The organism is Psychrobacter sp. CoH-33_TS_01, from assembly GCF_058189395.1.
The window spans coordinates 445621-458759 of sequence record NZ_JBVGQI010000003.1; the positions used below are offsets into that span (position 1 = coordinate 445621).

11 protein-coding genes are annotated in these 13139 nt (G+C 45.1%); 2 read left to right on the top strand and 9 right to left on the bottom strand.

Annotated features, from left to right (window positions below):
* Positions 1 to 312: 312 nt before the first annotated feature.
* The gene (locus ACZ2XM_RS07885) at positions 313 to 3579 is read left to right on the top strand and encodes a LysM peptidoglycan-binding domain-containing protein (protein WP_490587843.1); all 3267 of its coding nucleotides are present in this window, start codon (positions 313 to 315) and stop codon (positions 3577 to 3579) included.
* Between the two features lie 209 nt (positions 3580 to 3788).
* Here ACZ2XM_RS07885 and ACZ2XM_RS07890 read toward each other — a convergent pair whose 3' ends face one another.
* Together ACZ2XM_RS07890 and ACZ2XM_RS07895 are read right to left on the bottom strand one after the other, a co-directional pair.
* Complete coding sequence (locus ACZ2XM_RS07890; protein ID WP_490587844.1) at positions 3789 to 5009, bottom strand: transglycosylase SLT domain-containing protein; 1221 nt, start codon at positions 5007 to 5009, stop codon at positions 3789 to 3791.
* A gap of 1204 nt (positions 5010 to 6213) precedes the next feature.
* On the bottom strand, positions 6214 to 7047 hold the full coding sequence (locus tag ACZ2XM_RS07895; RefSeq protein ID WP_490587845.1) for a Nif3-like dinuclear metal center hexameric protein: 834 nt from the start codon (positions 7045 to 7047) through the stop codon (positions 6214 to 6216).
* A 492-nt stretch (positions 7048 to 7539) separates the two neighbouring features.
* On the opposite strand from ACZ2XM_RS07895, the gene ACZ2XM_RS07900 reads away from it, so the two are divergent.
* Positions 7540 to 8880 carry a S1C family serine protease gene (locus ACZ2XM_RS07900; protein WP_490587846.1) on the top strand — a complete coding sequence of 447 codons (1341 nt, stop codon included), beginning with the start codon at positions 7540 to 7542 and terminating at the stop codon, positions 8878 to 8880.
* Positions 8881 to 8987: 107 nt separating this feature from the next.
* Here the strand turns inward: ACZ2XM_RS07900 and yfaE are convergent, their stop codons facing one another.
* The 7 genes from yfaE to ACZ2XM_RS07935 all read right to left on the bottom strand — a co-directional run.
* Positions 8988 to 9254, bottom strand: coding sequence for a class I ribonucleotide reductase maintenance protein YfaE (gene yfaE, locus ACZ2XM_RS07905; RefSeq protein WP_490587847.1), 267 nt, complete (start codon positions 9252 to 9254; stop codon positions 8988 to 8990).
* A gap of 193 nt (positions 9255 to 9447) precedes the next feature.
* Positions 9448 to 10581, bottom strand: a complete 1134-nt coding sequence (gene nrdB / locus ACZ2XM_RS07910) for a class Ia ribonucleoside-diphosphate reductase subunit beta (protein ID WP_490587848.1) — start codon at positions 10579 to 10581, stop codon at positions 9448 to 9450.
* A gap of 134 nt (positions 10582 to 10715) precedes the next feature.
* Positions 10716 to 11117 carry a type II toxin-antitoxin system tRNA(fMet)-specific endonuclease VapC gene (gene vapC / locus ACZ2XM_RS07915; RefSeq protein ID WP_490587849.1) on the bottom strand — a complete coding sequence of 134 codons (402 nt, stop codon included), beginning with the start codon at positions 11115 to 11117 and terminating at the stop codon, positions 10716 to 10718.
* Entirely contained in the window at positions 11114 to 11497 is a 384-nt protein-coding gene (gene vapB, locus ACZ2XM_RS07920; protein ID WP_490587850.1) for a type II toxin-antitoxin system VapB family antitoxin, read from the bottom strand. Before vapB ends, vapC begins: the two co-directional genes overlap by 4 nt.
* A 337-nt stretch (positions 11498 to 11834) precedes the next feature.
* Complete coding sequence (locus ACZ2XM_RS07925; protein ID WP_490587851.1) at positions 11835 to 12308, bottom strand: DUF8453 domain-containing protein; 474 nt, start codon at positions 12306 to 12308, stop codon at positions 11835 to 11837.
* Positions 12305 to 12538 carry a hypothetical protein gene (locus ACZ2XM_RS07930; protein WP_490587852.1) on the bottom strand — a complete coding sequence of 78 codons (234 nt, stop codon included), beginning with the start codon at positions 12536 to 12538 and terminating at the stop codon, positions 12305 to 12307. The genes ACZ2XM_RS07925 and ACZ2XM_RS07930 overlap by 4 nt, the downstream gene beginning before the upstream one ends.
* A 393-nt stretch (positions 12539 to 12931) precedes the next feature.
* The coding region (locus ACZ2XM_RS07935) for a hypothetical protein (RefSeq protein ID WP_490611137.1) at positions 12932 to 13139 on the bottom strand (208 nt) is incomplete at its 5' end.

The window sequence follows — 13139 nt, forward strand, 5'->3', positions numbered from 1 at the left end:
GCAGGTGGGTTGAGCTATTACTTGGCTAACGAGCTAAACTAGTAATAACTCACCAGTAAATAGCGGTTGAAAGTAGAGTGGTCTTCATAATATAGTCACAGCTATGCCACTAAAAATCTTAAGAATTAAAAGCTTAATGGTTTCGCAGTAATAGGGTAGCAGTAATAAAGTGAAGGGTCGTTGGACCAAGCGCCTTATTAGCAGTGAGCCTTATTAACCCCAATTTTATGCTGTAATGCTATGGGCATTAACTTGAATGCCCGCTGGTCAATTACTTATCCTCTTTCAGTCATTTAGGAAGTCTTACCAATCATGTCAACTGTCTCATCTACCCCTCGTACGCTAGCCGTGGCACCTTTAAAGCAATTGACGCTCGCTGTCTCAGCGATTTTACTGGTTAGTGGTTGTAGTAATACCAGCAGCATTAAAGAACCTATTGTTACTAATAAAAGCCCTGTGGTGACTAAGGGTCCTGCGACTAAGCCCGTGCCGAATACAGCCGGTGACTTTTCCACAGCGTATCTAGATGCTGATAGCTTAGATGAGTTGGCCGATTTGCTTGAAGCAACGGACATGACTATCGTAGAAGATAATAAATTGGCCATTCAGAAATATGGTGATTTGTGGAATCGTCTGCGTGCCGGCTATCGTATGGATCATGGTCAGTATGGCTATAACGCACGTATTGAAGCCCAGAAAAGTTGGTTCTCTTCGCGTCAAGATTATTTAAACCGTCTAGCGGCTCGCTCTAGTCGTTATCTCTACCATACCGTTCGTGAAGCTGAGCGCCGTAATATTCCTACCGAGTTGGCGCTATTGCCGGTCATTGAGAGCTCGTACGATCCAAGTGCTACCAGTAATGCGGCGGCTGCGGGTCTTTGGCAGTTCATCCCAAGTACGGGGCGTATCTATGGTCTAAATCAAAGCAGCAGCTATGATGGGCGTCGTGACGTCATCGAATCAACTCGTGCCGCTTATGACTTCTTAACCGCCTTGCACAACCAGTTTGGCAGTTGGGAATTGGCACTGGCTGCCTATAACGCAGGACCAGGTCGTATTCAGAAAGCCATCGATGCGAACGCTGCTCAAGGGCTGCCGACAGATTTCTGGTCACTAAAACTGCCGACTGAAACGCAAAACTATGTGCCGCGTTTCTTAGCAGTAGCAGATATTATCGCGCAACCGCAAAAATATGGGGTGTATCTGCCGGCTATCGCTAACCGTCAGCATTTCCGTAGTGTGCCTGTGAGCTATGGCACTACCTTGTCGCAAGTCTCGCAAGTGACTGGCGTGCCTGTAGATGAGCTACAAAAGCTGAACCCTGCCTTATTGGCCTTGCGTGTCGATGCGGCCGGTCCACAGCGCGTCGTGATTCCTAATGATGTCAATGTCACTATGGATGCGAAGTTGACCACACTGGGCGGTACAGGTGCCGGCACAATCATGGCCAGTCAACCGACCCCAGACTATAACACTAAGCCGTATCCTAATGGTTCACTACCGTCTAGCTCTTCTGCATTAGCAGAATATGCAGCCAGTGCCAGTGTGCCTAAGCAAACGACCAGCTATATTTCGCCTACAGTCTCACCGACCAGCAGCTCGGTCTATAGCAGCCAAGCCAATGTCGTCAGTGAGCCACCAATTAAATCAACTGAAGTACAAAAAATTAATGCGGAGTTGAAGAGCAGCAATAGCCTACCCACGACCTCGGCTCAAGTGACGCAAAACAATACTATCGTGCAAGAGCCACCACTCAGCAGTGCTGAACGTGACTTTATTGCCAAGCAGATTCAGCAGCAAACCCCAGCAGTCTCTGATGTCATCAGTTCTGTCGATGGTAATATTAAGCTATCTGCGGTACAGACCCAGCAATCGGTACTCGAAGCGAAGGGTCAAGAAAAGAAACTCAGCTTTGCTACTCCTGCCAATACTACGGCCAGCAAACCTAAGCCACAAGGGACCCGCTCGACTTATACGGTCAAGCGCGGTGATACGCTATCTAACATTGCTAGTCGTGCCGGAGTCAGCTGGAGAGATATCGCTGAATGGAACCAAATCGATGCCAATGCAAGCTTGCTAGCGGGTAGTACTTTATATCTTTATAACGCCAAGCCTATTACCGCTACTAGTAGCAATACGCCAACGGCGCCGGCTATCCCAGAAAGCTACATCGTACAATCCGGTGATACCCTCATTGGTACCGCCAACCGTTTTGGTATCTCAGTCAGTGAGTTGGCCAGTTATAACAATATTAGCAGCTCTTCTGAATTGCTACGTGGTCAGCGCTTATGGTTGATCCCAGGTAAAGTTAGCAGCAGTAAGCCTAGTCCAAGTGCTAGCAGCAGCTCCAGTTCTAGCAGCCCAAGCCGTGCTCCTGCTGCTAGCAACACCAGCAGCTATTCAGGCAAGACCACCACTTATACTGTGAAATCTGGCGATGGCCTGATTGCTTTAGCGCGTGAATATGGCGTGTCTACCGAAACTTTAGCCAGTTTAAACGGCTTAAGCAGCACCAGTAATCTTTTCGTCGGTCAGCGTTTAAAAGTGCCTGCTACCACACCGACTTCTAGTTCTACGACTGCTACTTCGTCGTCTAGCAGCGCTGCAGCGTCTACCAGCAGCTATTCAGGTAAGACCACTACCTATACGGTAAAAGCGGGCGATGGCTTGATTGCCTTAGCGCGTGACTATGGCGTCTCGACCGATACCCTAGCGAGCTTAAATGGGCTGACGCCTACGAGTAATTTGTTTGTCGGTCAGCGTTTAAAAGTACCGGCTACTAGCACTAGCAGCTCATCGGCAGCAGCTACCAGCTCGACCAGCAGCAGTGCCAAGTATTCTGGCCCGACCTCGAGCTATAAGGTCAAGTCTGGTGATACGCTAATTGGTATCGCTAATGAGATTGGCGTAAGTGCTGAGCAGGTTGCTGCGATTAATAACTTTAATGCCAATGCTCGCTTGCAACTGGGTCAGACGATTAAGCTACCGGTTAGCCAAGATAAAGTAAGCGTGCAATTGAATGACGAAGCCATTAAATATAAAGTGAAATCAGGCGATACCTTAAGTGGGGTAGCAGCGCGTCATGGCGTTTCTATCAGTAACTTAGCGGCTGCTAATAATATGTCTACTTCAGCCAATCTTATCTTAGGCCGCACTATTACTATCCCAGCCAAGGGCGCTACCGTCGCTCCGGCGGCTAGTAGTTCTTCTAGCAGCAGCTCAAGTGCCAGCACGCCAGCCCCAAGCAAGGCCGCGGCCAGTACAGGTAGCAAACTGTCGAACACTGAAAGCTATAAAGTGCAGTCAGGAGATAGTCTCATTGGTCTAGCGCGCAAACTTGGTGTCAGCGTAGATGATCTAGCGGCGACCAATAATATCGCTAGCAATGCCCAATTACAAAGAGGGCAGACAATAAAAGTGCCGAAAGTTACGGTCACTTATACCGTACAGTCAGGGGATGGCCTTATTGCGTTAGCGCGTAAATATGGCATCTCAACCGAAGAGTTGGCTAAGATGAACAATATTTCTGCAGATACTCAGTTGCAGCGTGGTCAGAAATTGACGGTACCCAATCGTTAAGCTACTCTGACGGTCTGAACTGGCTGCTAATAGTGCTGTTAGCTGACTTGATTATTCACTGATGTTTAGCTGATGGCTAGCCAGTGCTAGTAGACAGCCGCATAATAAAAAGCCCTGCTTAATGCTAAGCAGGGCTTTTTTATGGCATGAAATAAGCGTAAGTTTTAGCCAGTCTACAATGTCATGAGGGCAACGTCGCCCTCTATAACCTAAACCGTTTGCGTCTTAATAGACTCAAGGTAGCTGCGGATATTACTCACGTAATGCATGCATTGCACATAACGGCTATTGGAGGCCGCATTGTCCGTTAAATAAGCATAGACGTTAGACCAGCTATTGGGATCTCGGCCTTTTTTGTCAATCTTAGCTTGAATACGTTTGACCGCATTGGGGCCCATATTATAGGCCGCTAGAGCAAACCATAAACGATCGGCATCAGGCACATCCGCAAACTGCTCTTTCATCTTTTCTAAATAGCGTGCGCCGCCACTGATACTTTGCATAGGGTCGACACGATTGGAGACGCCCATGGCCTTGGCGGTGCTATTCGTCAGCATCATTAGGCCTTCGACGCCAGTAGGTGACACGGCATTCGCATTCAGATGCGACTCTTGATATCCCATAGCGACTAGGACTGCCCAATCGTGATTATATTGATCGGCTTGCTCTTTAAAAGACGACTGATAGTTGGGCAATTTGTCGGTTAAAGCTTTGGCAAAATGCTCTTGATTATAAGCATCTTTGAGCAAGTTTTGGTTATAGAAGGCCGCTAACTTTTGAGTATTGGCCAGCTTGGCGTTATCGCATAAAAAGTGGCTGGCTTTCTGCGATAGCGGATCATCCGCAGTCGCAAACGTCCAGCTGACTTTTGGATGTAGACCGTTAGCGGTTAAGTTGGCGTCTTGACCACAGCTTAAATTCATCGAGGCCATGCCAAACTTGGTGACTTCTTGCGTGCTAGCCGTCGTCAATGCCATATCAGCGTCGCCTCTTTTGACTGCCGCCAGGGCCGCTGCATCAGAAGGGTAGGATTTAAGATTTAACGTCACGCCCAACTCATTGGCATAGCTGCGCGTTAAGTCATAGCCGAAGCCATGCTGAAAATTATCGATAGCAAAAAAAGTGCTGTCGTTAGGCGTAGAAGCAATCGTCAGAGAGTTCTCTAACATGACGTGAGCATACGCAGGCGCGTCAGTATTGGTAACTGTCAAACTCTTGGCCGGTAATGACAATAGCGCAATACTGGAGAGCTGGATGATTTTTTTAGTCGTTGCAAATTTATTAACAGTAAATTTATTCGGGGTATAGCGATTGCATACGGCAGGTTTACTTGTTGTGCTCATACCACCACGCGTCTTGCCAACGAACTTTCTGATGCGGCTACGGGCGTTTTTCGATGATACTTGGACACGATAAGTAATACGATGCATGTATATCTCCTAGGTATAGCCATCTACTTACTATGCCGCACATAAAAACGAACCAAGGACAATAACTGCCTTTTAAGGTTCGCTAATATAGGCAGATGACCGAGATTGGTGAAACCAGTAAGCTCGGTCAATATAGGCTGTGCCCGCTATCGCATTTAGGTTATCTAATAGACAGACACCTGATGTGACAGCAGCAAATCTCATGGTTTAAAAATATCTCAACCATGAGCAACAGCCCTTGTAGTAAGGTCATGAGTAAGCTAACTACCAGTAAAGCACTCTTAACCTGCACTAAAATTAGTACCCAACTGGACTATCGTGGCCATGGCTCGTTTTTTATCAAAAGCTATAAAAAGCGAGCTGAAACAGGCGCTCGACAACATAGCAATACACTATGCAGTGAATGGCCATGTCCGTCATTGGACTAAAATTTAGCGACTAAATTAAGAAAGGTTGGCGCTGAATGGCTAAAGCTACCTATCATCTTAGTGATAGTTTTTGAGTAGCTGCTTAGCACAGGGTCAGCACTATTTACTTGTCAGCAGGTAGGCTTTATTTTTGTGGCTAGCGACTATCGAAATTCGCTATAAAAATTCAGCATTACCACTGGCGCATAAACTTACTGGAGGCAGAGTGGCTCAGATTAGCGCAATGTTGGGATAAAACACGGCTAAATCTATTTGGAGGTCTCTGCAACGATGATTAGCATAGCTATAGCTCTGGTTAATAGAAGTAATATACGTATTAACTCAAGAGAAAAGCGTGATAATAGGCCGCAATACTGTAAGCTTTTTCGCAAAGGGAGCTAATAAGGTCACAGCATTTACACTATAAACAGTATTGACACTATAAATCGTTTAATCAACGTCTTAGCCGATGGCCGAAAGAAATGGAATGTTCATGACAAAACAATTTCTTACAACTTTTAGCTAATACCAATATGCGATTTATTGGGTCTATATTCAAGAGAGGTTTATTAATTGAAGATGAAAAGTAGCAAAAACCGTACAAAAGGTATAATAATAGTATGTTTTAGCGATGATTTACTAGACATCAGTCCAAAGGTTACCAATACACCTGTAGGACTGCTGCGTAGTAACTTGACAACCAATAGCAACCAATTTTTATAAACGTGCTATTCAGTGGCGGATAATTGCCCTAAGTCGGACTTAACCTGGTATAAATAGCAAGGTTGCTGACTGCTTTAAGCCGGATTATCTATATCAATAAAGGTGACTTTGAGCGAGGGCATCTTTTGCTGTAGCAGCTCACCTAAGGCCATAATCCCGCCACGCTCAGTGGCATGATGGCCGCAAGCGAAGTAATCAACGCCTAGCTCGCGAGCACTGTGGGTAGTCCGTTCAGAGATTTCGCCAGAGATATAAGCATCACAGTCCATGGCCGCTGCTTGCTCGAGCATATCTTGCGCGCCGCCTGTACAAATACCAATCTTTTTTAGCACTCTATCGCCACCTTGCTCATTCCCATAGATGACTAATGGCGGACGATTCAGCACCTGCTCGATACGCGCTTGCAGCTCAGCAGAGGTCATAGCCTCGCAAGTGGTGATATTGCCTACAGGATGACTTTCTTCCGGATACAAGGCGCCTGTCACCTGCAAACCTAAAGCGGCTGCTAATACTGCATTATTACCACTGTCAGGATGGGCGTCTAAAGGTAAATGATACGCCAGTAAAGAAATGCCATTTTGCAGCAATTTGCGGATACGGCGGCCTTTCATACCCACCAAGCTCTGCGGTTCGCCTTTCCAAAAGTAACCATGGTGCACCAAAATAGCGTCAGCGTTTTGCTCGATAGCGGCATCGATTAGTGCCTCACAAGCTGTCACCCCCGTGATGATATGACGGATAGGGCGGTCGGCATCGACTTGCAACCCGTTTGGGCAATAATCTTTAAACTGGCTCGCCTGCAAGTACTCATCACACCATTCTGCCAGCTCATTCGGGCTTATTGTGCCCTCTAGCGATTCAGTCGTGGGCACAAGGGTCTCTGCATTAAGGGTGGCGTTGCTGGTCATAAAATATCCTATATCGGTAAAAGGGGCATTCGTATAAAAAAAGGGTGGTTAGTATTGGTAATTAATATTAAAACAAGGCAATTTTATAATAAGGGTCTAACTAATTTTAACAATACGGTGGCCCATTAACCATAACGCCTCATTGCCATAATAGCTACCGCCTCTACACAGTTGCGTAGGCCACACACGTCATGTAATGATTCTGCAAAACAAACTTAACAAAAGCCATTAAAAAAGACGGGGCTACTGTCTGCGCGGATACATGGGAGATGGTAAACTATGTGCCCGAGATACCGCAATGGTTGCGCCCAGTCCAAGGGCGGGCAATAAACTGTTCAGTCAGACTTATGCTACGCCTATCCTATACCAGTAGCTAGGGGGACTTAGGGTTTATATACTGTTTGCGCAATAGCACTTAGCACTTTATGGATCACCTGTCACGGCCAATAAAGTTATTCCCAAAATTGAGGGTAACTCCCCAGAGGTAAATATATGTCGCGCCCCGTAAATACTAAAAAAACGTCTGTTTTGACCTGGTTGCCATGGCTATTGCTGGTGGCACTTTTGGTGGCGTTTGCTTGGTTGTTCACCAGCTACCAAAGTGAACAAGATGCCGCGTGGCAGCCACCACGAGCTGAGCCAGTACAGCAAGAGACGCAGCCGCCGACCGATACTCCGGCACCTGTGGTGTCTTATCATGATGCTGTCGCTCGGGCGTCACAGTCTGTCGTCAATATCTATACCACCCAAGTCGTGAACAATCACCCGTATATGGACGATCCGGTGTTGCGCCGCTTCTTCGAGTTTCATGGCGGGATGCCAGAGCAAGAGCACGGCGAGACCAACTTAGGCTCAGGCGTTATCGTATCGCAAGATGGCTATATCGTTACTAACGCTCACGTGATTGAAAAGGCGGACGAAATTACCGTCTCATTTAACGATGGTCGTCGCAGCCGCGCCTTAATCATTGGTACCGATCCTGACAGCGATTTGGCCGTGATTAAAGTAGATATGACGGGGTTAACGCCATTAGCGTTTCGCTCGAAACCTATCGAAGTGGGCGATATTGCTCTCGCTATCGGCAATCCATTTGGGGTAGGCCAGACAGTTACCCAAGGGATTATTTCAGCGACAGGTCGTACCGGTCTGGGCGTGAACAAGTTTGAAGACTTCATTCAGACTGATGCTGCTATTAACCCTGGTAACTCAGGCGGTGCACTAGTCGATGCTTATGGCCAGCTCGTGGGCATTAACACCCTGATTTTCTCACGCTCGGGAGGCTCAATGGGGATTGGCTTTGCTATTCCTACCTCTCTAGTCGAGCAAGTGATGAATGCGCTTATCAAAGATGGTCGAGTGCGTCGTGGCTGGCTAGGTATCGAAATACAATCGAAACTCCGTGATCCAACTCAGCTCGATACTACGACTGGGGTAGAAGTGCTCAATGTCATCCCAGAGAGCCCTTCTGCGAAGAGTGGTCTACAGGTTGGCGATGTGATTCTAAGCATTGATGGGGTAGAGATGACCGATGCCAATACTCTCATCCAATATGTGGCCCGCAAAGCGCCTGATACGGTATTGAATGCGCAAGTGTTGCGCACTATGGGTAATAAGCAGGTGAATAAGCAAATCCAAATCATCTTGACCGAACGACCTCCGCAAGAAACGGTTGAGGCGCCACTCATTGACCAGCCTTATTTAGAAGAGCCTAGCGCAGGTGAGCGAATGGACGACAGTGGTAACGGCACGCCGATGACGGAAGAGGAGCGTTTGCGTCTCCGTGAAGAGTTGATGCAGCTGTTTGAGAAAGACGCAGCACGCAATCAGCCATAATGGTTTGAACAGCTTGAAACGAAAAAAGCAGAGGCTATAGAGTCTCTGCTTTTTTTATGGGTAAGGATTGGCTTAATAAATAAACACATGATTTGCTAGAGCTAACGCTAGTCTTTAATACGCTCATGACAGATATGAATGACGCCTTGTACTCGGCAGCAGCAGGGTAGAATCTCATCCTCTTCAATCATGGCCAGCGGTGTGGTGGCGTAATCTATGGGATGCGATCCTGACACTAAGCGCACTCGGCAACTGCCGCAATAGCCTTCTTTACACTGAAACTCGACTTCGTGACCGGTGCGCAGTAGGCCCTCAAGCAAGGTCTCGTCATCATGTAAATAAAACTGTGTCCGACTGGTTTTCACCCAAGTCATAACTCACCTTTATAATCTACGGTTCTCTCATTTACTAGCGGGTCATCACACTATATAAGACAGTTAACGCACTCACTTTATAATAAGAAAGCTACAGTGTGATGACGGTTTTGCAGAATCTAAATCTGGCAACTTTAGACTTATAGCTTAAATCTAGCCTTCAGATTTATAGCGCAAATCTTATAGTTCAAACCTATAATTCAAAGTCATCAAAGTCGCTGTTTGATAGGTCTGAATCAATCTGACCGACCAAATAAGAGCTAATCTCGGTCTCTTGTGGTGCTACCTGAACGTTATCTGACGATAACCAAGTGTTGATCCATGGGATAGGGTTAGACTTTGCATCGGGGAAGATGGCTGGCAGGCCAACCGCTTCCATGCGCAGATTGGTAATATATTCTACGTACTGGCAAAGAATGTCTTTATTCAAGCCAATCATTGAGCCGTCTTTAAATAGGTAGCTTGCCCACTCTTTCTCTTGCTCAGCAGCCTTGCGGAAGATTTCTACGCTGTCTTCAAAGCACTCTTTGGCGATATCGACCATCTCTGGGTCATCTTTACCATTGCGCATTAGGTTGAGGATGTGCTGGGTACTGGTCAAATGTAACGCTTCATCACGGGCAATCAGCTTAATAATCTTCGCATTACCTTCCATCAGCTTGCGCTCAGCAAAGGCGAATGAGCAAGCAAACGAGACGTAGAAACGGATAGCTTCTAATACGTTCACCGCCATGATGCACAAGTAGAGTTTCTTCTTCAGAATTTTTAAATCTACTGTGACTTCTTTACCATTAATCGTGTGCGTGCCTTCACCAAATAAGCTATAAACTTGCGAGTGCTGATACAGGTCATCGTAGTATTTTGCGATGTCTGAGGCGCGGTCTAGGATGTTTCTATTCTCCATAATGTCGTCAAATACTAAGCTTGGGTCATTGACGATGTTACGAATAATATGGGTATAACTGCGCGAGTGAATGGTCTCAGAGAAAGACCAAGTCTCAATCCAAGTCTCTAGTTCAGGGATAGAAACCAATGGCAATAACACGACGTTAGGGCTACGGCCTTGAATCGAGTCGAGCAGGGTCTGATACTTCAAGTTACTTAAGAAGATATGCTGCTCATGCGAAGATAGATTGCCAAAGTCGAGACGGTCGCGTGAGACGTCCACTTCCTCGGGACGCCAAAAGAACGACAGTTGCTTTTCAATCAGCTGCTCAAAGATGGGATGCTTTTGTTGGTCGTAGCGGGCGACGTTGACCGGTTGACCAAAAAACATAGGTTCTTTGAGGGCATTGTTTGGCGTTTGGCAAAAAATTGAGTAGGTCATTGAGCTTACCTTGCGAATTACGGTTATTGAATGGGTAGCGTGGGTGAGCGGAGTATATCCCACAATGCTTTATTAAGTTTGGAAACTGTTTTTGGTGCTTGGGTTTTATTCATTATTTAATTATAGGGAGAAAACTAAATCCAGTTTTCAACTCTTAGATTGGGTACACGGTCGAACTCTTTAACATTGTTAGTGACTAATGTGGCATCTAGGGCTAATGCGTGCGCTGCTATTAACATATCGAGACTGCCGATGACTTGGCCTTTAGCTTGTAAATCATGACGTAAATTGGCGTAGTGCCACATACTATTGTCATCAAAAGGGATAATATCAAATAGCGATAAAAAGCGAGTCAAGTTGGCTTTATTGTTTGATCTGCCACTTTTCACCACACCAAAAGCTAGCTCTGATGCTACGATACTTGATATGGCGCATTGACCCTCGCCTATACTTATTAGCTTAGCTTTGACTTTTGTAGGATGATTATTAATCGCATAAATACAAATATTGCTGTCGAGCATATACCGATGTGTCATTGATCCCAACCCTTAACCGCCCAATCATTGTGAAAGACCAGAGCTTCACGCTCCTCTGGTGGTGGGTCTTCAATGTCTAGAAGTAGGTCAAGATTCGTCAAAGCATCAGAGTCATCATGAGTTGCCGCTAGATCATCGAATACGGCATTGACTCGGCTCTCCCAAGCGCTGCTTTGCGATGTTTTAGGGGTCAGTACCAGACTGTCACCCACCTTTTGAACTTCTAAAGTGTCTATATCAGCGTCAAAGCGATAAGCTTTAGGTAGACGCACTGCTTGGCTGTTGCCAGACATAAAGACTTTAGCGGTGTCTGATTGTATCTGACTATCAGGTTTGCTCTTACTGTCTGCATTATCTTCTAGCTGTTGCACTGTTTCCATGAGTATCCCCTTAATCGCTTATTTGGATAATGTATATACGATAGCATATATACGTTACTCTAATGTGGTGAATCTAGGGTAATCAAGTTCAGGTACTGGCTTTAAAGTAGGGTGGGTTAGTTTTGCCGAGTTCTCGGAAAGAATGAAGGCTAAACGTAACCCACCTTTTAATATAGCGATTTTTTATATATCGTTGGTGGGTTATTAACCCACCCTACAAATCTCGTAAATTTTGGGCGTAGGCTGTGGCTTTAGCCCAGCGTATTTATCAGGTTTATAATGCTGGGCAAGATGCCTATCCTACGTCTTAAACCTTCTGATAACTCATCATGCATTTTTACAGAGAAGTCCAAAATATTTCTTCATATTCATTACCGTTCTTATCTTCCCAACTCAACTTAGATTGGTATTTGACAGAACTATTCATATGTAGAGAGGCTAAGAGTTTAATTCTTGAACTCGGCTTCATCTCTTGATAAGGGAACATATCTAGTAACTCAGAAGAAAATAAAGGGCTATCTTCGCAATTAATTAACTCAAAATTAACATTGTATGCGCTGCCTAGACCCGTATTAGATATATAAAAATTATAAGATGCACCTATTTTTGTTAGGCTAACATTAAAATTAGGTTTGGCTTTATTCGTTTTTTCCTCAGCTATATTTTCTATCTGAAGCCTCGATAGCTCAGCTGTAACTTTTTCAAGCTCTAGTTGTTCTTTAGCTAATTTTCTTGTACGAACTAATGAGACGGTTGAAATTACTACTGCTAAAGTAGAAATAAATAAGCTTAATGCTTCAAAATTACTCATTTTAAATCTTTAAATATATCTTTAAATATTTTCTCAACCTCTGCTTTTATTTCAGGTATGGCTACTGCTTTCGCTTGCTCAAAACCTACTTCTTTTAAATCAGCTGACATGATTTCAAAGTGACAATTATTACATTTAATAAAATCATTATCTTTCAAGTTATCTGGATATTCAAATTCATTATGCCCACATTGGGGACATTGAATTTCTACTTGGTCAGTTTTAATCATTTTAATTCCCCATCAATTGAGTGAATTATTATTTAAATTTCACTTTGCAACTTAAAGTGTTTGAATAAGAGACGTAGCGTGTGGTTAGCGAAGCGTAACCCACGGAATCAGAACACAAACCTAATCATTGAAATACAGTGACAAATGATTGAATTTTAGTCTTAATTAAACTCAACGCTTTATCCTCTACCCAAACCGTGGGTTTAAACCCACGCTACGGTTCTTGCTAAAAATAGAGGTGGTGGGTTATTAACCCAACCTACAAATCTCGAAAATATTGACCGTAGGCTGGGCATCTTGCCCAGCGGATTTATGAGGCTCATAAGGCTGGGCAGGATGCCCAGCCTTGTATCTTGATTGATGATAAATCTCATGAGTTATTGGTACAATTTATCATCGAATCACGAGCATTGTGAGCGTGACCGCACCCTTAGTGCTTAGACACTGTGACGTAGATAACGCCCAATGCTCATCCTTCATCTTCATACTCTGAATGGTATCCAAGTGCCTCGCCATCTCTAAGATGCAATGAGTGACACTGAATGAACAAGGGAAGACGACAAGATGACTCACTATGTTGGAATCGATGTTAGTAAAGCTA

What these genes read in the sequence shown, in the direction of transcription:
- vapC (WP_490587849.1), bottom strand. Translation starts at nt 11,117, where the DNA reads ATGACACATCGGTATATGCTCGACAGCAATATTTGTATTTATGCGATT.
- yfaE (WP_490587847.1), bottom strand. Translation starts at nt 9,254, where the DNA reads ATGACTTGGGTGAAAACCAGTCGGACACAGTTTTATTTACATGATGAC.
- nrdB (WP_490587848.1), bottom strand. Translation starts at nt 10,581, where the DNA reads ATGACCTACTCAATTTTTTGCCAAACGCCAAACAATGCCCTCAAAGAA.
- ACZ2XM_RS07900 (WP_490587846.1), top strand. Translation starts at nt 7,540, where the DNA reads ATGTCGCGCCCCGTAAATACTAAAAAAACGTCTGTTTTGACCTGGTTG.
- ACZ2XM_RS07930 (WP_490587852.1), bottom strand. Translation starts at nt 12,538, where the DNA reads ATGATTAAAACTGACCAAGTAGAAATTCAATGTCCCCAATGTGGGCAT.
- vapB (WP_490587850.1), bottom strand. Translation starts at nt 11,497, where the DNA reads ATGGAAACAGTGCAACAGCTAGAAGATAATGCAGACAGTAAGAGCAAA.
- ACZ2XM_RS07895 (WP_490587845.1), bottom strand. Translation starts at nt 7,047, where the DNA reads ATGACCAGCAACGCCACCCTTAATGCAGAGACCCTTGTGCCCACGACT.
- ACZ2XM_RS07890 (WP_490587844.1), bottom strand. Translation starts at nt 5,009, where the DNA reads ATGCATCGTATTACTTATCGTGTCCAAGTATCATCGAAAAACGCCCGT.
- ACZ2XM_RS07925 (WP_490587851.1), bottom strand. Translation starts at nt 12,308, where the DNA reads ATGAGTAATTTTGAAGCATTAAGCTTATTTATTTCTACTTTAGCAGTA.
- ACZ2XM_RS07885 (WP_490587843.1), top strand. Translation starts at nt 313, where the DNA reads ATGTCAACTGTCTCATCTACCCCTCGTACGCTAGCCGTGGCACCTTTA.